This window comes from Corynebacterium limaceinasi, from assembly GCF_046717465.1.
Taxonomy (GTDB): domain Bacteria; phylum Actinomycetota; class Actinomycetes; order Mycobacteriales; family Mycobacteriaceae; genus Corynebacterium.
Genome location: NZ_CP177100.1, coordinates 178,455 through 195,985 on the forward strand (window position 1 = coordinate 178,455; position 17,531 = coordinate 195,985).

Annotated in this window: 14 protein-coding genes; 6 read left to right on the top strand and 8 right to left on the bottom strand. The window is 64.0% G+C overall.

The genetic code is table 11. The annotated features are described in order from the left end of the window. Nucleotides 1-9: 9 nt before the first annotated feature. The 3 genes from ACLI1Q_RS00920 to ACLI1Q_RS00930 all read left to right on the top strand — a co-directional run bounded on the left by ACLI1Q_RS00920 (nucleotide 10) and on the right by ACLI1Q_RS00930 (nucleotide 3,692). Entirely contained in the window at nucleotides 10-2,538 is a 2,529-nt protein-coding gene (locus ACLI1Q_RS00920; protein ID WP_239268975.1) for a DNA polymerase III subunit gamma and tau, read from the top strand. A gap of 56 nt (nucleotides 2,539-2,594) precedes the next feature. Next, nucleotides 2,595-2,963 carry a YbaB/EbfC family nucleoid-associated protein gene (locus ACLI1Q_RS00925; RefSeq protein WP_005276451.1) on the top strand — a complete coding sequence of 123 codons (369 nt, stop codon included), beginning with the start codon at nucleotides 2,595-2,597 and terminating at the stop codon, nucleotides 2,961-2,963. 72 nt (nucleotides 2,964-3,035) lie between these two features. Next, entirely contained in the window at nucleotides 3,036-3,692 is a 657-nt protein-coding gene (locus tag ACLI1Q_RS00930; RefSeq protein WP_239268973.1) for a recombination mediator RecR, read from the top strand. Nucleotides 3,693-3,696: 4 nt separating this feature from the next. Here ACLI1Q_RS00930 and ACLI1Q_RS00935 read toward each other — a convergent pair whose 3' ends face one another. The 6 genes from ACLI1Q_RS00935 to leuA all read right to left on the bottom strand — a co-directional run bounded on the left by ACLI1Q_RS00935 (nucleotide 3,697) and on the right by leuA (nucleotide 11,145). After that, nucleotides 3,697-4,779 (bottom strand): HNH endonuclease signature motif containing protein, encoded by a 1,083-nt coding sequence (locus ACLI1Q_RS00935; protein WP_239268971.1) that lies wholly within the window; start codon nucleotides 4,777-4,779, stop codon nucleotides 3,697-3,699. Nucleotides 4,780-4,903: 124 nt separating this feature from the next. Beyond that, nucleotides 4,904-5,677, bottom strand: coding sequence for a type 1 glutamine amidotransferase (locus tag ACLI1Q_RS00940; protein WP_284849740.1), 774 nt, complete (start codon nucleotides 5,675-5,677; stop codon nucleotides 4,904-4,906). Continuing rightward, nucleotides 5,670-6,947 (bottom strand): Mur ligase family protein, encoded by a 1,278-nt coding sequence (locus ACLI1Q_RS00945; protein ID WP_239268967.1) that lies wholly within the window; start codon nucleotides 6,945-6,947, stop codon nucleotides 5,670-5,672. Before ACLI1Q_RS00945 ends, ACLI1Q_RS00940 begins: the two co-directional genes overlap by 8 nt. A 27-nt stretch (nucleotides 6,948-6,974) precedes the next feature. Next, on the bottom strand, nucleotides 6,975-8,087 hold the full coding sequence (locus ACLI1Q_RS00950) for an exonuclease domain-containing protein (protein WP_370657788.1): 1,113 nt from the start codon (nucleotides 8,085-8,087) through the stop codon (nucleotides 6,975-6,977). Nucleotides 8,088-8,510: 423 nt separating this feature from the next. Further along, nucleotides 8,511-9,293 carry a hypothetical protein gene (locus ACLI1Q_RS00955; RefSeq protein WP_239268963.1) on the bottom strand — a complete coding sequence of 261 codons (783 nt, stop codon included), beginning with the start codon at nucleotides 9,291-9,293 and terminating at the stop codon, nucleotides 8,511-8,513. A gap of 34 nt (nucleotides 9,294-9,327) precedes the next feature. Then, nucleotides 9,328-11,145 (bottom strand): 2-isopropylmalate synthase, encoded by a 1,818-nt coding sequence (leuA, locus tag ACLI1Q_RS00960; RefSeq protein ID WP_005276465.1) that lies wholly within the window; start codon nucleotides 11,143-11,145, stop codon nucleotides 9,328-9,330. 234 nt (nucleotides 11,146-11,379) lie between these two features. Here leuA and ACLI1Q_RS00965 point away from each other — a divergent pair, with 234 nt between their 5' ends. Further along, nucleotides 11,380-12,465, top strand: coding sequence for a mannosyltransferase family protein (locus ACLI1Q_RS00965; RefSeq protein ID WP_411697025.1), 1,086 nt, complete (start codon nucleotides 11,380-11,382; stop codon nucleotides 12,463-12,465). Here ACLI1Q_RS00965 and ACLI1Q_RS00970 read toward each other — a convergent pair. Further along, nucleotides 12,462-13,304: a DMT family transporter gene (locus tag ACLI1Q_RS00970; protein WP_239268959.1), complete on the bottom strand. Its 843-nt coding sequence runs from the start codon at nucleotides 13,302-13,304 to the stop codon at nucleotides 12,462-12,464. The two genes, ACLI1Q_RS00965 and ACLI1Q_RS00970, sit on opposite strands and share 4 nt — an antisense overlap. Before the next feature lie 238 nt (nucleotides 13,305-13,542). On the opposite strand from ACLI1Q_RS00970, the gene ACLI1Q_RS00975 reads away from it, so the two are divergent. Beyond that, nucleotides 13,543-14,808, top strand: coding sequence for an aspartate kinase (locus tag ACLI1Q_RS00975; RefSeq protein WP_023016575.1), 1,266 nt, complete (start codon nucleotides 13,543-13,545; stop codon nucleotides 14,806-14,808). Between the two features lie 35 nt (nucleotides 14,809-14,843). After that, nucleotides 14,844-15,875 (top strand): aspartate-semialdehyde dehydrogenase, encoded by a 1,032-nt coding sequence (locus ACLI1Q_RS00980; protein ID WP_239268957.1) that lies wholly within the window; start codon nucleotides 14,844-14,846, stop codon nucleotides 15,873-15,875. Between the two features lie 91 nt (nucleotides 15,876-15,966). Here ACLI1Q_RS00980 and ACLI1Q_RS00985 read toward each other — a convergent pair whose 3' ends face one another. Continuing rightward, on the bottom strand, nucleotides 15,967-17,325 hold the full coding sequence (locus ACLI1Q_RS00985) for a hypothetical protein (protein WP_349819869.1): 1,359 nt from the start codon (nucleotides 17,323-17,325) through the stop codon (nucleotides 15,967-15,969). Between the last annotated feature and the right edge of the window lie 206 nt (nucleotides 17,326-17,531).

Here is a 17,531-nt window from a genome sequence, read left to right on the forward strand (position 1 = left end):
TGGCTAACCGTGGCTTTATACCGGAAATACCGTCCAGCAACGTTTGCCGAGGTCGTGGGGCAAGAGCAGGTCACCACGCCGCTATCTGCCGCCCTCGACGCGGGGCGCATCAACCACGCCTACCTCTTTTCCGGCCCGCGCGGCTGCGGTAAGACGTCTTCGGCGCGGATTATGGCCCGCTCGCTCAACTGCGAGCACGGGCCCACCTCGACGCCGTGCGGCAAGTGCGATTCGTGCGTGTCGCTCGCGCCCGGCGGCCCGGGCAACCTGGACGTGACGGAGCTCGACGCCGCCTCGCACAATGGCGTGGAGGACATGCGCGAGCTGCGCGACCGCGCCTACTATGCGCCGGCGGAATCGCGCTATCGCATCTTCATCATCGATGAGGCGCATATGATTTCCCCGTCCGGTGCCAATGCGTTGCTCAAGGTGGTTGAGGAGCCGCCGGAGCACGTGATTTTCATCTTTGCGACGACGGAGCCGGAAAAGATCATCGGCACCATTCGCTCCCGGACGCACCACTATCCCTTCCGCCTGCTTACCCCGCCCGCGATGAAGGGGCTGCTGCAAAGGACCGTCGCCTCTGAGGGCGTGCAGGTTGAAGACTCCGTCTATCCCATGGTCATCGAGGCCGGCGGCGGTTCCCCGCGCGATACCTTGTCGCTACTGGACCAGCTTTTGGCCGGTGCGGGTCCCGATGGCCTGACCTATAACCTTGCGCGCCCGCTGCTGGGGGTTACGGACGTCACGCTTCTCGATGACACCATCGCCACCCTCGCCGAGAACGACAAGGCCGGCCTCTTCGCGCAGATCGACAACGTCATCGAGGCTGGCCACGACCCGCGCCGCTTTGCCGTGGATCTGCTCGACCGCTTGCGCGACCTGATGATCCTGCAGGCCGTGCCGGGCGCCATCGATGCCGGCTTGGTCTCCGCGCCTACCGACCGCGCCGAGGTGCTCACCGCCCAAGCGCAGCGCTTTTCCGGACCGCAGCTGACCTACCTTGCCTCCACCGTCAATGACCGCATCAGCGATCTGACCGGGGCCACCTCGCCGCGCCTGCTGCTCGAAATCATGTGCGCGCACCTGCTCATCGGTACCTCGGCCGGCGCGGCGCCGGGTGCAGCTGTCGGCGCCGTGAGCCAGCCGGGGCAGTTGCCTCAGGCCACCCAACCCAGCGGCGCACCGCAATCCGCACAGTCTGGCCAGCACAACCAGGCCGGCCAAGGGGCACAACTGGCGCAGGCAGCGCAGGCAGGGCAGCCAGGACAATCGGGGCAGGCGGCACCCTCTGCGGGAAACGGGCCAGCCTTTTCGGGTGCCCAAGACCCGCAGTCGGCAGCGGCCGCCATCATCGCGCGGCGCCGCGCAAAGTCCCAGGCCCAGCAAAACCAGGCCGCCACGGGCCCTACTGCATCAGAGGCGCCTGGACAACAACGGAATCAAGCGGCCGCGGGCACCGAGGCACAGGGGACGCAATCGACATCACCATTGTCTCGGCCTGAGCAACCGGAGACAACTGCGCAGCAATCGCGTGGCGAGCATGAGGGTTCAGCGCAGTCGGCACAGCCGGCACAAACGGGGCCGGCAGCAGCTGAGAATCAGGAGCGATCTGCGTCGCAGCCTGCGCAACCGAGCGCGGAATATGCGCAGTCGGGGCAGCAGCAACAGGCTGGGCAGCCTGAGCAGCAGTCCACGGATTCGCAGTCTAGCGATGTGCCTGAAAAGGATGCTTCGGCTACCGCGGCAGGCGGCGACGTAGAAACTGACGATGGCGCGGATCCATGGGGCCAGGAGCGGCAGATTCCACAGAATGCGCCAGCCCGCGGCAACGGCCAGGCGGAACCGCTGGAGAAGCCGGTGCCGGCGGCGCCTGCGCAGGGGGCATCGGTAAGCGGTGATGACTTCGTGGATGCGGTGAAGAGGAAATGGGTGGAGCTGAGGGGGAGCGTCGGCAAGCGTAATAAGGTCGCCGAAATCATGCTTGCCGAAGCCCGCGTGCTCGGATTCCGCGATAATACGCTGACGCTGGGGCATACCACCGGTGCGCTGGCAGAACGCATCAATGCGCCGGCGAATAATTCCGTCATTGTGGACGTGCTGCGGGAGGAATTCCAGCGCGATATTCAGGTCAACTGCGTGGTGGGCACGGATCCTAAGAGCGCCGGGTTCGATGCGCCGCGGGCTCCGCAGGCCAAACCCGAATGGAACCCCAACGCGCCCGAGCGGGAGCCGAGCGACGACAAGGAGGCGGAGAGTAAGCCCGGGTGGCGCTCGCGCATTGCCAAGGCAAGCGAGGTGGCGAAGCAACGCGATGAAGAATTCGCGCGCACGCCGCAATTTAGCAACGGGGTGCCGCTGCCGCCCGAGCCGGAGGGCCCCGCGGACGAGCCGCCGCCGGAACCGGCCTATACGCGCGATGACGAAGAACGCGACATGGTCGAAGCCGCGCAGTCCGCAGGCGAAATGGACCATCGCAGCGCCACCGAGATTGCGATAGAGCTCGTGGAAAAGGAACTAGGCGCACGCCGTGTATAGGACTGTGGCACGGTAGACTCGGGCGGTAGCAAAGCTATTGAGAAAGGACGAAAGCTATGGCTGAACAAGATTCCACCCCACAACCCAATGACATGAACGACCTCATCGCGCAGGCCGCGCAGGTGCAGGCCGAGCTGCAGAAGGCGCAGGAAGAGATCCTGGCTACCAACGTTGAGGGCAGCGCGGGCAATGGCCTGGTTAAGGTGACCATGACCGGCGGCGCCGAGCTAGTAGACCTGCAGATTGATAAGTCTGTGGTTGATCCTGAGGACATCGACACGCTGCAAGACCTGGTCATGGGCGCGTTTAAGGATGCCCACGCCGCTGCGGGCAAGCTGGCACAGGAAAAGATTGGTCCCCTCTCGCAGGGCATGGGCGGCCAGGGTGGACCGTCGATGGATGACATGTTCGGCGGCAATTTCTAGCTGCGCGATATTCTAAAAAGGCCGTTGTCCCGATAGTGGGGCCGCGGCCTTGACGTAATTTTGGGAGTTGTGGTGTTTGAAGGACCTCTGCAGGACCTCATTGATGAGTTTTCGCGCCTGCCGGGCATCGGCCCGAAGTCGGCGCAGCGTATCGCGTTTCATGTGTTGCACATGGAACCGGAGGATATTGAGCGCCTGCAAAATGCCTTAGGCGGGGTGCGGGACGGCGTTACTTTTTGCCGCATTTGTTGCAATATTTCGCGCGAGGACGTCTGCCGGATTTGCATCAATTCGCAGCGCGACGCCTCCACCATTTGCGTCGTGGAGGAGCCGAAGGACATCCAGGTTATCGAGCGCACGGGTGAGTACGAGGGCCGCTACCACGTGCTCGGCGGTGCGCTGGATCCGCTGGCCAATGTTGGGCCGAAGGATTTGAATATTTCCACGCTCCTCCAGCGCCTCGGCGGGGTGCTACCGGATAGGGAGTTGGCGGATTCCACGCCAGAGGTCCCGCTTTACGACGACACCCCCACCATCCGCGAAGTCATCCTCGCCACCGATCCAAATACGGAGGGCGAGGCCACCGCGGCGTACCTGGTGCGGTTATTGCGGGACTTTCCCGATTTAAAGATCACCAGATTGGCCTCCGGCATGCCGCTCGGAGGCGATTTGGAGTTCGTGGACGAGCTGACCTTGTCCCGTGCGCTTTCGGGGCGCTTGACCATTTAGGCGTTTAGGGCACGTCGGCGGTTGGCCCGCGTGGGGCGCGGCCAGTGAAGACTGGGGGAGGCGAATTCGGCTCCGGCGGCGAGGCAGAGTGCGGCGGTGACGCTGAATTCGGCGGGGCGGCTGGTTGATTCGCGTGGCGAGGATGCGGCGGCAGCCAGGCGATGCGCCCGTTGATGCGCGCCATCCGCCCGCGCCCCGGAAGGCCGTTGATGGAATTGTGGTATGGACACAAGAGGCACATATTCGCCGGATGGGTGTGGCCACCGCGGGCATATTCGAAGATGTGGTGGGCTTGGCATTCGGCGGCGGGACGTCGGCAAGCGGGCCACGCGCAGCGCGCGCCTTCGGCCTCGAGCATGCGGCGCTGCTTGGCGGAGGCGTGGCGGGCGCGGTAGAGATTGACGGGGCCTTCTTCGGGGTGGATGAGGGTGAAAAGGCCGGCGCCGGCGAGCGTGCGGCGGATGAGGTCGGCGCCAGTGATGGTGGCACCGTTAGTCATGGCGAGGCGGACTTCGGAGCCCTCGCCGCGCAGAACTTTCAGGTAATCCGGCAGCTCGATGATGACATTGGTGGTCACGCTGGCCGGCGCGACGGCGCGGGAACCGGTGAGCCAGGCGAGGGGATTATCCTTCGCGGTGGCCCAGATATCGGCCATTTCGGCGGCGGGGCCGGTAAAGCTCAGCGTGGTTTTCTCGCCGTGCAGGATGCGGCGCCCGCCGTCTTCGCGCTCGGGCGGCGGGGCGATTTCGCGCAGCAGGCGGGTGGCGGCCCGGGACACTTCGGCGGTGGTCCCGGCGGTAGCACACAGGGTTTCGCGGAAGCGCCAGCGCTCGGTGGGATTCTTCACCCGCCGGGAGCGGCGCGCGATGAGCGCGAGCGTGGCCAGACTGTGCTGGTTGCGGCGCGCGGCGGCAAGGGCGCGGCGTTGATAGCGCGAGTGGCTTGTGGGCGCGAGGAAAGCCTCGGCGGTGCGGCGCAGCTCGCGCGCTTGGTCCGCAGGCAGGGGCAGGTCAGCGGCGGCGTAGGCCTCTTCGATCAGGTCTACGCCGCGCTTGGCGATGTCCCCCAGCTGCTCCAATAACGTCATGCCCCGCAGCCTAGGGTTGGGGCCGGGGAGCTACAAGGCGACCGCGGCCAGCCTGTGGATAACTTGGCTCAATTCGGCTCTTTTTGGTTGTGAAGGCCGCGAATTGGGGAAGTTATCCACAGATTTAGCGCTGGGAGCGCGGCGGCTCGGCGGCGTTGAAGCGCTCGGTGCGCAGGCGGTCGACCGCGGGAATGTCCAGCGGATCGTGATCCGCGAGCGAGACGCCCATGGCTTGGGCGAGGAGCAGATCCGCGAGCTGCGGGTTGCGGGCAAGCGCCGGGCCGTGCATATAGGTGGCGATGACGCTGCCCTGCACGGCGCCTTCGTAGGTGCGCTGGCTGGAGCCGTCGGCGAGATCCGCGGTGGCGGCTTGGTCGGCGTTGCCGTTTCCGCGGGTGAGGGTTCCCAGCGGTTGGGCGGATGGGCCGAGGATGGTCGCGCCTAAGTGGTTTTCGAAGCCGGTGAGCGGCTCGGTGAGGTCTGCGGTCACGCCGGCGCCGGTAGGGGTGGAGGATACCTCGCCGATGGCGCGGTCTTGCATGCCGGCGGTGGTGGCATCGATAAGCCCGACGCCATCGATAACCCGGCCGGAAGCGCGGAAGGATTCGCCGAGGACCTGCAAGCCGGCGCAAATGGCCAAGATGGGGCGGCCAGCGGTGGCGGCGCGGGTCAGCCCGCCATCGGCAATGAGGTGTTCTGCGGCAAGAATCTGTGCGGTGTCTTCGCCGCCGCCGATAGTATAAATATCCAGCGTTTCGGGCACCGGCTCGCCCAGCCGGATGGGGTGGATCTCGGCGTCGAGGCCGCGCATGCGGGCGCGCTGGCGCAGCACGAGGGCGTTGCCGTCATCGCCGTAGGTGCCGAGGACATCGGGAAGCACTAGGCCGATATTAAGCATTATTAGCCTCCTTGGACAGGGCCTTTTTCAGATCGCGGAAGGCGGTGTAATTGGCAAGGACCTCGATGCGGCCCTCGGGGCAGGCGGCGAGCGCATCCATGGGGTCCGGGATGAGCTCGTGGGTGATATCCGCGTAGACGAGGCGGACGGCAAGGTCGGTGCCGCGCTCGCCGGCGGCCTTGACGCTGAGCCCGTTAAAGCCCTCGAATTTCACGTCCCAGAGCCAGGACATGTCGATGCCATCGGCAACCTGCCCGTTGGTGGCGATGACCAACCCATCGGCGCTGCGGTCCACCATGGACAGGGCCTCTTGCCAGCCGGCGGGGTTCTTGGCCAACAGCAGGCGAATCTCGCGGCCCTTCCAGTGGATGGTGGAATACCGGCCGGCGACGTCATCGATGCTTTCCGCCGCGGCAATAGCGCGGTCCAAGTCCACGCCGAAGCCCTCGACGGCCGCGGCGATGGCCTGTGCCGCGTTACCGCGATTGGCGCGGCCCGGCAGCGCGAGGTTGAGCGGGCGCTTCGCGGTGGGGGTGATAACGCCATGCTTGTCGATGCCCCACGTCGGCTGCGGGCGGCGGAACTCGCGGCCATCGGCAAGCGGCTTGACCGCGTACCAGTCATCCTCGGTGCGCACGACGTGGCCGCCGGTGCGCGGGCAGGTGACGGAATCGCCGAGCCAGCCGGCGCCGGCGGAGACCCAAATGACGTTCTTGGCGTCATAGGCCACCGAGGTCATGAGCACGTCATCGCAATTGGCGATGACCAGCATGTCCGGGTGGGCCTCCACGGCGCCGCGGAGGGCGCGCTCGATCTTGTTGATCTCGCCGACGCGGTCGAGCTGATCGCGGGTGAGGTTGAGCAGGACGAGCGCCTGCGGGTTGAGGTTATCGGCAACGTGCGGCACGTGCAGCTCGTCGACCTCGAGGACCAGGTGCGAGGCGTCCTTGCCCGCCATGAGCGCGGAGATGATGCCGGCGTCCATGTTATCGCCGCCGTCGTTGGTGGCGACGCGGTGCTCGGCGCGGACCGCGGCGGCGAGCATGCGGGTGGTGGTGGACTTGCCGTTGGTGCCGGTGACCAGCACGGCTGGGCGCCCGCCGCCGAGGTTGGTCATGATGGAGGGATCAATGGCATTGGCGATAAGGCCGCCGATCATTCCGCCGGCGCCCCGGCCGGTGGCGCGGGAAGCGGTGGTGGCCAGCTTCGCGGCGGATGTCGCGGCGGTGGTGCGCAACTTCTTAAAGGCACCCGGGACTGAAAAACTCATGCCCTCTAGGGTAGCCGGGGAAGTGGCCTAGGCGTTGTTCTTGGGCGCCGAGCCGCCAGAATTTCGCCGGCCCCGGCCGCGCCCGCCGCGCCTGCGCCGCCGTTTCTGGCTCTTGCTCTGGTTATTTCCGCCGCTCTTTTGCGGGGGCTGGCGCCGCGCCGGCGGCTGGGCGGTAGTGGGGTCTTCGATGCGGGTGAGGGCATCGAGAAACGCGGCATCAGACATCAGCGGGATGCCCTTGCGCTGGGCGTGCATGGCCTTGCCCACGAGATCCGTGGTGACGTTGCACACGACAAGCGATGCCTCGCGGGTGAGCTTTTCCGAATAGTTCAGCTCCTCGCGCATGAGGGCGGAGATGATGGTATCCGGGTCCTCCAGGATTTCGGGGGCCACGACGATTTCCATGCCGCGGCGCAGTTCCTTGCCGGGCTCGTACTTGCCGGGGTTGTGGTGCTGCACGGGAGCTTCGGCGGCATCGACGCGCACGTGCGAGCGCTGTAGGCCAAAGCGGTCGGCGCGGACCTCGTCCGGGGCATAGCTGCGCACCGGGCCGCGCTGCTGGTGCTGGTAGAGCTGGATGAGCAGCTCCGTCTCCTCGCGCGAGGTCTCCTGCTCCGGGCGGCGGGCGCGTTCCACTGTTGCCTTTGGATCGGCATCCAGGCCATTCTGCTTAGCGACGCCCCTCAGCCGCACATCATTCGACCGCACCCCCTGCGCATACGAGGTGGCCAAGGTATCGATGATGCGCACGGGCGCGGGCATGTGGCCCACCTTCTGGCGGCGCCGCTTGCCCTTATTGCGCCCGCGGTTGCGCGCGCGGTTTTGGCGGGCGGCGGTCATCATCGCGCGGCGGGCCTCGGCGACGATAAAGCCCCAGGTATAGGGGATATCGTGGACGACGAGGGTGCGGCCATCGATAAGCTTATCCAGCGACTTGAGGACTCTGCTAAAGGCCGGTGCCTGCTCGATATCCGCGACGGTCAGCCCGTGGAGGTGGTGCGGGCCGGCGTCGATATCCGGCTTGAGCACGGCGTGGAAGCGCTGGCCAATATCGCCGGCATTATCAAAGGCCACCGCATCGATGGTGACGATGCGCCCGGTCGAGGGGTGGATGCCCGTGGTCTGCAGCGTGAGGGCCACGTAGGGGTGCTTGGTGACGGTCTCGGTTTTGTCCGGCTGCTTTTGCGGCGCGCTGTCCGCGCTGGATGCGGAGGCCTCGGATGCTGTGGGGCTTGGAGCGGCCGAAGCAGCTGTATCGGCCGGGGTTTTCGGCTTCGCCGGCCCGCCGGAGGGGCGGACGGCGCGGCGCGGCCGAGACCGGCGCGGGCCCGGCTGCGCGGGGTCGGCGTCAGGATTGGCGGAGTCGGCTGCGGAGTGAGGGGACGCCTGGGCGTGGGTCCTAGCCGCATGCTGGGACGCCATAGTCGCCGGCGAGGGAGCCTGCGGCGACCGTGGGGAGGGGCCAGGTGTGTTATTCATCAACCTTAGTCTAGTATCCCGGAATTCCTGTGGCGGGACAGGGCGCGCCGTGCCTTTTCGGTGCCTAATCCGGTTTAGTGGAAACTAAACCGCGACGATGAGTACGGTCACCAGCGCCACGACGGCGACCACGGCTATGGCCGTGACCCACCACCCAGTGTGGCGCGTGGGTTCCGGGGTAGCCGTTACGGCGCGAAAGCTGCTGGTTTCGAAGGTCTCGGTCGCCGCCTGCGTGGTCGGGGTGGCAACGGCCACGGAATCCTCGTTGGAAGCGGGCCGCGGATCGCCGGCGTAGATACTCAGCACGCGATCGTTGCCGCGCGGGGCATGGTAGGCGTGGGCGAGGATGGGGGCATCGGCAAGCGGGGGCAGCGAGGGGCCCGGGGATAGGGTGGTGAGGAATGTGGGGCCGAAGAAGACATCGACGGCGTCGGTAGAAGGCACCAGGTTGACCAGCACGTGCATCCGGGCTTGGGCAGGGATATCGAGATCCGCGGGGAGATCGGTGATATCGATGGGCGGGGCGTAGCCCAGCATCGTATAGGGCCCGCCGGGCGGATTATTCGCCGGCAGGCAGAGCCCGGGGCGGGGAAGCAGGAGGGTGACGTGGCCATCGGCATGCGGCTGGGCCGTGGCGGCCGGGGTGAGACCGGCGCGGAAAAGCAGGTCGATCTCAGGGTATTCCGCGCGGTCCGCGGCGCTGATGGTGCCGATCTGGCCCTGTGCTTCCACGCTTAAACCGCCCTCCTGGCTGGGAGCCAGGGTGACGGTAAATTCCTCCGTGCCCTTCACCGATGCGCCGTGAATGGGCAAGGTCTGCACCGCGCCGAGGCCGCGGTGGGGGATGAGGTAGGTAGAAGAAGGCATAGTCGATCTTCTACCATGCCCGGCCGCGCCCGCGTTATGCCAACGCGCGGTTTACTGCGGAGGTAATCGCGTTGATGGAGGCGCGGGTCGTGGAAGCGGCGATGCCCGCGCCCCAGACCTTGTTCTGGTTGACGTCGGCGGCAATGTAGCAGGCGGCCTCGGCATCATCGCCGGCCGAGCGCGATTGCTGGGAGTAGTCGATGACATCGAAATCGATGCCCAAGGACTCCAGCGCATTGGCGTAGGCGGCGATGGGACCATTGCCGGTGCCGGTGACCTCGGATTCCTTGCCGTTGTAGGTCACGGTGGCGGTGACGGTGGCATCGGTATCTTCGGCGGAAATATTGTCGATTTCGAACGATTCCAGCTGCAGCGGGGTGGTGCGGTCCAGGAATTCGGTGGCGAAGATGTCCCACATATTCTTGGAATTGACCTCGCCGCCTTCGGTATCGGTGATTTCCTGCACGACGGTGGAGAATTCTGCCTGCATGGCGCGGGGCATATTGATGCCGTGGTCGGTCTTCATGATGTAGGCAACGCCGCCCTTGCCGGACTGGGAATTGACGCGGATAACGGCCTGGTAATCGCGGCCCACGTCCTTCGGGTCGATGGGCAGGTAAGGCACCTCCCAGATGGCATCGCGCAGCTCTTCCCAGCTGACGTCGGTGGAATTGGCCTCTGGGCGCACCGTTGCAGCCAGCGCGTCCAAGCCCTTATTAATCGCGTCCTGGTGCGAGCCGGAGAACGCGGTAAAGACCAGTTCGCCGCCGTAGGGGTGGCGCTCCGGAACGCGCAGCTGGTTGCAGTACTCCACGGTTTCGCGGATCTTGGGCAGATCGGTGAAGTCGATCTGGGGGTCAACGCCCTGGGTGAGCATGTTCAGACCCAAGGTCACTAGGTCCACGTTGCCGGTGCGCTCGCCATTGCCAAACAGGCAGCCCTCGATGCGGTCGGCGCCGGCCATATAGCCCAGCTCGGCTGCGGCAACGCCCTCGCCGCGGTCATTGTGGGGGTGCAGCGAAATCAAGATGGAATCGCGCCGGGCCAGGTTGCGGTCCATCCACTCGATGGAATCGGCGTAGACATTCGGCGAAATCATCTCCACCGTGGACGGCAGGTTGATGATCATCGGGTTCTCGGGGCTGGGATCCATGATGGCGACCACGTCATCGCAGACCTCGCGGGCGAAATCCAGCTCGGTGCCGGTGAAGGACTCGGGGGAGTATTCCCAGCGCCAGTTGGTATCGGGGTAGTCGGCGGCAATGGATTTGATGAGCTCGGCGGCATCGGTAGCCAGCTTCTTGATGGCCGGTTTGTCCTTGCGGAAGACCACGCGGCGCTGCAGCTTCGAGGTGGAGTTATAAAAGTGCACGATGACGTTTTTTGCGCCGGCGCAGGCCTCGAAGGTGCGGCGGATCAGGTGCTCGCGGGCCTGGACGAGGACCTGGATGGTGACGTCTTCTGGAATCTTATCACCCTCGATGATTTCGCGGACGAAGTTGAAGTCCGTCTGGGAGGCGGAAGGGAAGCCCACCTCGATTTCCTTGTAGCCCATCTGCACCAGCAGGTCGAACATGCGGTGCTTGCGCTCGGGGCTCATGGGGTCGATCAGCGCCTGGTTGCCATCGCGCAGGTCTACGGCGCACCACTGCGGGGCGTGGGTGATCTTCTTGCCCGGCCAGGTGCGGTCCGGCAGGTCGATGTCCTCGACCTCTACTGCGAAGGGCTGGTAGCGGTCGAAGGGCATGGAGGAGCCGCGCTGTTTATTCCAAGCGGGCTGTCCCTCGCGGGGAGGGCCTGCAGGGGTGGTGATTTCGCGGGGTGCGCTAATGAAGGAATCGTTGGGAGACATGGGGTGCGGTGTCCTTAATATGTTTGGTGTCGGGAAGTGCGACGGCCAGCTGGGGTAAGGATTGCCAGACTCCGCGACGGGGCGCTGGCCGTAGGTTCAGGCCGAAATCCCGCCGCGGCAGATAAGGAGTAGGTCGTTCCGCAATGTCATACCGGTCACACTACAGAGGATCTCACGGTGTGGCAACATATTTCATTCAGCGGGACACCCGGGCGCGTGGCGTACCATGCTGATGTGCCTACTGTTCCTACCACCCGCCGCCCCGCAGCCGCGCCCGCGCTGCGCTGCTGGTTTTATGCTGCACTGGTGGCGGTTGCGGGAACGGCGATTCGCCTCAGCGTGCTCGCGGCGCTGGCCGCGGCGCAGGGCGATTCCCTCTGGGGGCTGCTGAATAAATGGGACGCCCACTACTATGTCGACATCGCCCGCGCGGGCTATGGCGGGGAAACCGCCCTCGCGTTCTTTCCCGGCTTCCCACTGGCGGTGCGGGCGGTCAGTAACCTGCTGGGCGCGGATATTGCGGGCACGGCAATGGTCCTCAACCTCTTTTTCACCATCGCCTTGGCGGCGGGCGTTATGGCGCTGGCTAGGCAGATGGGGCTGGGCACGCGCGGCCAGGTGCTCGGCGCGACGGTGGTCACCAGCGCGCCTATGAGCATCGTTTTTGTCATGCCCTATACGGAGGCGCTCTTCGGCGCGCTCGCGATCTGGGCCGTGGTGATGTTGCATGATAAGCGCTGGATCGCGGCTGGGGTGCTCATTTTCCTTGCCTCCTTCGTCCGCCTCACCGCGGTGGATCTCATCGTGGTCTTCGCGCTCATGGTGCTCTTCAAGGCGCGGCGCACCTGGTGGGCCTGGCTGAGCGTGGCGGTATCGGCGCTGCCCTTAGCCGGCTATATCTGGTGGGCCAATCGCCATTTATCCGGCGCCGGCGGGTACTTCGGCCTGCAGGAAAAGCACTGGAATTCCGGTTTCGACGGCGGCCGGGCGACGGTGTCCTGGGTGGCGGAGACGCTGTCTAGCGCCACGAATGGTGGGTATCTGCTCAGCGCCGCAGTCATCATCGCCGCCCCCATCTGCCTGCTGCTGGCCTGGGGGCGCCTGCCGCTTCCTGCCTGGCTGTTTGCCGCGGTGCTGATGGCCAATGTGCTGCTTTCCGATGGCATCATGCACTCCCGCCCCCGCCTCTTACTGCCCGCAGCGGTGATCTTGCTGCCGTGGGTGGGCAAGAAGGGGGCATCGGCAAGCGTGAGTGCCTGGGTGCTCTTCGGGGCCTGGTTTTCGGCCTATATGCTGACCGTATTCGAGTGGGCCATCTAACTGCGCTGGCTGACAGGATTGCGCGACAAAATGATGGTCGCGGCGATCATGACGCCGAGCGCGGCCATCATGACGAGCCAGCCGGCGGTGGAATCGATGAGGAATTTTTCGCCCAAGACCATATAGCCCAAGCCGAAGGCGACGATGGGCTCGAAGATGGTCATGGCCGGCAACGACTGCGCCAGCGGGCCGGCGTTGAAGGAGTACTGCTGCACCACGGTGCCGGTCAGGGCGAGGCCGATGAGGCCGTAGAACTGCCAGCTGCCCACCAGGACGCTCAGGCCCTCGTGGGTGAAGATATCGACCACGGCCTTCGATAGCAGGGCGACGAAGCCATAGATGACGCCGCAGGCGGTGCCCAGGGCGAGCGGGCGCTGCTCGCGGAATTTATGGCCGGCCACGCCCAACGCGACCAGGGTGGCCAGGCCCAATAGTAGCGCGGGCCACCACTGGCTCCATTCGGGCCGGGGATTGCCGGCGACGGGGCGGCCGTAGACCACCATCACGCCGACCGCAATCGTGAGTGCAATGGACCAGAACGTTTCGTGCACGGGCATGGGGCGCTTGGCGTACCAGGCCGAAAGCGGCAGGGTAAACATGAGCGAGAGCACCAAAATGGGCTGGACCACCAGCAAGGTACCAAAGCCCAGGGCGACGACTTGGAGGCCGTAGGCGAGTATGGCCGCGCCGGTGCCGACCCACCACAGTGGGTTGGTCATGGCGGAGCGCATGACTGAATCGTCTGCTTCAAGGGCAATGCGGTGGCGAACCACCGTGCCCCAAGCAACCGTAAGCGCGGAGGCGAGCGCGAAGAATACGGCCAGGAAGTTGCTTAACACCCGCTCAACGCTAGTAAAAAAGTCCCGGAGATGCATTTTGCTTAGCGATGCCGCCCCCGCCCCGCCGCCTCGTGCGCACGGGGGTGGGTGTGAATAAAATAAAAGTATTGTTTCGGAATTATGATGAGGTGTAGCGCCTTGCGGGGTAGCATAGGAATTTGACTAGTGTCCGACAGGTATTTCTGTGGCGTGCCTGCGCTCAGGAGTGCCTTTTAAAACGAAAGGTGGCAACCACACCGTGGCCCTGATCGTTCAAAAATACGGCGGCTCCTCCCTCGAATCCGCAGATCGCATCCGCGCGGTAGCGGAGCGGATTGTGGCCACTAAAAAGCAGGGCAATGATGTCGTCGTGGTGTGCTCCGCAATGGGGGATACCACCGATGAGCTTCTCGACCTTGCAGCGCAAGTCAATCCCGTTCCCCCGCAGCGCGAAATGGATATGCTCCTTACCGCCGGCGAGCGCATCTCCAATGCGCTAGTGGCCATGGCGGTGGAGTCCCTGGGCGCGAAGGCCCAATCCTTTACCGGCTCCCAGGCGGGCGTGCTCACCACCGAGCGCCACGGCAATGCGCGCATCGTTGACGTAACCCCCGGCCGCCTGACCGAGGCCCTAGAGGATGGACAGATCTGCATCGTCGCCGGATTCCAGGGCGTGAATAAGGACTCGCGCGATGTGACCACCCTGGGTCGCGGCGGGTCCGATACCACCGCGGTCGCCCTGGCTGCGGCGCTGAAGGCGGATGTGTGCGAGATTTACTCCGATGTCGATGGCGTCTATACCGCCGATCCGCGCATCGTTCCGGATGCGCAAAAGCTAGAAAAGCTCTCTTTTGAAGAGATGCTGGAAATGGCCGCCGTAGGGTCCAAGATTCTGGTCCTGCGCAGCGTGGAATACGCCCGCGCTTTCAATGTTCCGTTGCGAGTTCGCTCGTCTTATTCAAATGACCCCGGCACGTTGGTGACCGGCTCGATGGAGGATATCCCCGTGGAAGAAGCAGTACTTACTGGTGTAGCAACTGATAAATCCGAGGCGAAGGTAACCGTGCTGGGCATCCCAGATCGCCCGGGCGAGGCCGCGAAGCTATTCCGCGTCATCGCCGATGCGGAGATCAATATTGACATGGTGCTGCAAAACGTCTCCTCCTTGGAGGACGGCACCACCGACATCACCTTCACCTGCCCGCGCGCCGATGGCCCCCGCGCGATGGAGCTATTGAGCAAGCTGCAGTCTGAGGGCGGCTGGTCCAATGTGCTTTACGATGACCAGGTGGGCAAGGTCTCCCTCGTCGGCGCCGGCATGAAGTCCCACCCCGGCGTGACGGCGGACTTTACCGAGGCCCTGCGCGATGTGGGAGTGAACATGGAGCTTATTTCCACCTCCGAAATCCGCATCTCCATGCTGACGCGCGAGGCAGACCTAGAGAAGGCGGCGCGCGCCCTGCACGATAAATTCCAGCTCGGCGGCGAGGAAGAAGCCACCGTCTATGCTGGAACCGGACGCTAAATCAGAGCACTACAGAGCAATAAAAAAGGAAGACAATGACTACCGTTGCAGTCGTCGGCGCTACCGGCCAGGTCGGCCGTGTGATGCGCTCCATTTTGGAAGAACGCAATTTCCCGGCGGATAAGGTGCGCTTTTTCGCCTCCGCCCGCTCCGCCGGAACCGAGCTGGAATTCCGCGGCGAGCAGATCGAAGTAGAGGACTTGGCCGAGGTCACCGAAGAATCCGTGGCCGATGTCGATATCGCGGTATTTTCCGCGGGCGGGTCCACCTCTGAGAAGTGGGCCCCGGTCTTTGCCGCCGCGGGCGCTACCGTGGTGGATAATTCTTCGGCCTACCGCAAGGACCCGGAGGTCCCGCTCGTGGTATCGGAGGTAAACCCCGAGGAGGCGAAGAACCCGCCGAAGGGCATCATCGCCAACCCGAACTGCACTACCATGGCCGCCATGCCGGTGCTCAAGGTCCTGCACGATGCCGCCGGGCTTAACAAGCTGCACGTATCGTCCTACCAGGCGGTATCCGGATCCGGCCTGGCGGGCGTACAGACGCTGGCCGCGCAGGTTTACAGCGTGGGTGATCACAACGTGGATCTGGTCCACGATGGTTCTGCGCTCGATGATGAGGACCTGGGTCCCTTCGTTGCGCCCATCGCCTATAACGCACTGCCCTTTGCCGGCAACCTCGTCGATGATGGCAGCAATGAGACCAACGAAGAGCAGAAGCTGCGCAATGAATCCCGCAAGATTCTCGGCATGTCGGACCTCAAGGTCGCCGGCACCTGCGTGCGCATTCCCGTCTTCACCGGCCACACCCTGACCATCCACGCGGAGTTCGACAAGCCCATCACCCCCGAGCAGGCCACCGAGCTTCTAAGCGATGCCCCAGGCGTGACGCTTGCCGATGTCCCCACCCCCCTCGCCGCCGCCGGCAAGGACGATTCCTTGGTCGGGCGCATCCGCCAGGACCAGACGGTAGATGACAATAAGGGCCTCGTGCTCGTCGTCTCCGGCGATAACCTGCGCAAGGGCGCTGCGCTTAATACCATTCAGATCGCAGAACTGTTGGTATAGCCGCAAAGCTTTGCCCGGCGCATAAAAATTCGGCTCCTCCTTCCTGTAATGGGAAGCGAGGAGCCGAATTGCGTTTAGTGGCGCTTAAACCTTAGTCTTCGTCTTTCTTGCCAAAGTCCAAGTCACTATCAACGGAAGGTACTTCCGGCTTCGTGTGCTGGACGTAGGTGACGGAAGGCGCGGGCTCTGAACGGTCGTAGTCGAGTTCATCGTCCTCTTCGAGCTCCTCGTGGATATCCTCGGCGAGGTGATCGATGAATTCTTGCGTGTGCATATTAGAGGCCGCGGCTAGCATGCGCAGCTCGCGCTCGTTCTTCTTGGTAAAGCGCTCGCGCGGGTCCAGCTTGCGGGCGACGAGATCGTGGGCGCGCATGCGGCGATCGGATTCATCGGCAAGCATGCCGCGGTTTTTAATGCGGTTATAAACCATCACGACAATCATCAGCAGGCCGAGGTAACCCAGGATGGGGTAGACGTTGCTGACCAGGGACTGGAAGCCGATGAAGGACAGGATGAAGCCGATGATGCAGGATGCTGCATAGACGGGGTAGAAGCGCTGTGGATTATTGCGGGTCAGGCGCTTGCCCAGGGCGTAGAACATACCGATGGCCGTGTTAAAGACCATGCCGTAGATGACGAAGGTCATCAAGATGCCGAGAACTGGGTGGATGCCGGTAATCAGCTTCAACACCGGCATGTCCTCGCCGTTGACGTCCTTGGCCTCGAAGAAGAGGGCGAAGACGAGCAGGGCAAGCAAGATGAGGTAAAGGAAACCACCGATGAGGCCGCCGATGCCCACGGCGCGGTTATCCAGGAAGTTACCGCCGATGACGATGGACATGGACACGGCCGTCATGACGTTCAGGCCGGTGTAGTTCAGGGCAGAAAGCCACCAGTTAGGCAGCGAGGTATTGACGTTATCGATGGCCCAGGTATTCAGGGACGCAAAGTCAACATCGGCCGTGAGGATGGTATAGCCGGTGGCCAGCACCACGAAGAAGATGATGAATGGGGTGATGGTACCGATGACGCGGGTAACGCGGTCCACATCCATAAGGCCCACCAGCAGCACGAGGATCAGCATGACGGTGCCGCCGACCCACACGGGGATGCTGGGGAATTGCTGGTTGATATTGGAGCCACCACCGGCGAACATGACGAAACCGATGGAAAACAGCGTAATAAGCGTGGACCAGTCCAAGATCTTGGCGGTGATTGGCGAAGCGATCTTGTTATAAACAGCGGTGTGTTCCACCGCTTGGAAATAGGAGCCCAGCTGCAGGATGGACACGCCGGTGACCATCATGAGGGCGGCGGCGAGGGCGATGCCCCACAGGCCCCATTCACCGAAAGCTACGAAGTACTGCATGGCTTCTTGGCCCGAAGCAAAGCCTGCGCCCACAACGATGCCAATAAACGCCATGGAGATTCCGATTGCGCGTTTAATCATGAGGGGAGAAACTCTCTTACTCACACTCGCCGGGCCCGGCTTTGGGAACGCGCGGGCCCGGATCGACGGTCGATTTATCACGTGTGTGTATCTAATAGAATCACATTTCACCCGTGACTTCACAGCTGAAATCGTGTCACTTTAGTATTTTTCTACCCCGCCCTCAGGCCGCATGCGCCCGCTGCACTGCCCTAAGTACCTGCACT

Excerpts from the sequence above, each read along its gene's own strand:
- leuA (WP_005276465.1), bottom strand. The coding sequence starts at position 11,145 with ATGTCTCCCAACGATTCCTTCATTAGCGCACCCCGCGAAATCACCACC.
- ACLI1Q_RS00985 (WP_349819869.1), bottom strand. The coding sequence starts at position 17,325 with ATGATTAAACGCGCAATCGGAATCTCCATGGCGTTTATTGGCATCGTT.
- ACLI1Q_RS00980 (WP_239268957.1), top strand. The coding sequence starts at position 14,844 with ATGACTACCGTTGCAGTCGTCGGCGCTACCGGCCAGGTCGGCCGTGTG.
- ACLI1Q_RS00935 (WP_239268971.1), bottom strand. The coding sequence starts at position 4,779 with ATGACGTTATTGGAGCAGCTGGGGGACATCGCCAAGCGCGGCGTAGAC.
- ACLI1Q_RS00940 (WP_284849740.1), bottom strand. The coding sequence starts at position 5,677 with ATGCTTAATATCGGCCTAGTGCTTCCCGATGTCCTCGGCACCTACGGC.
- ACLI1Q_RS00945 (WP_239268967.1), bottom strand. The coding sequence starts at position 6,947 with ATGAGTTTTTCAGTCCCGGGTGCCTTTAAGAAGTTGCGCACCACCGCC.
- ACLI1Q_RS00955 (WP_239268963.1), bottom strand. The coding sequence starts at position 9,293 with ATGCCTTCTTCTACCTACCTCATCCCCCACCGCGGCCTCGGCGCGGTG.
- ACLI1Q_RS00925 (WP_005276451.1), top strand. The coding sequence starts at position 2,595 with ATGGCTGAACAAGATTCCACCCCACAACCCAATGACATGAACGACCTC.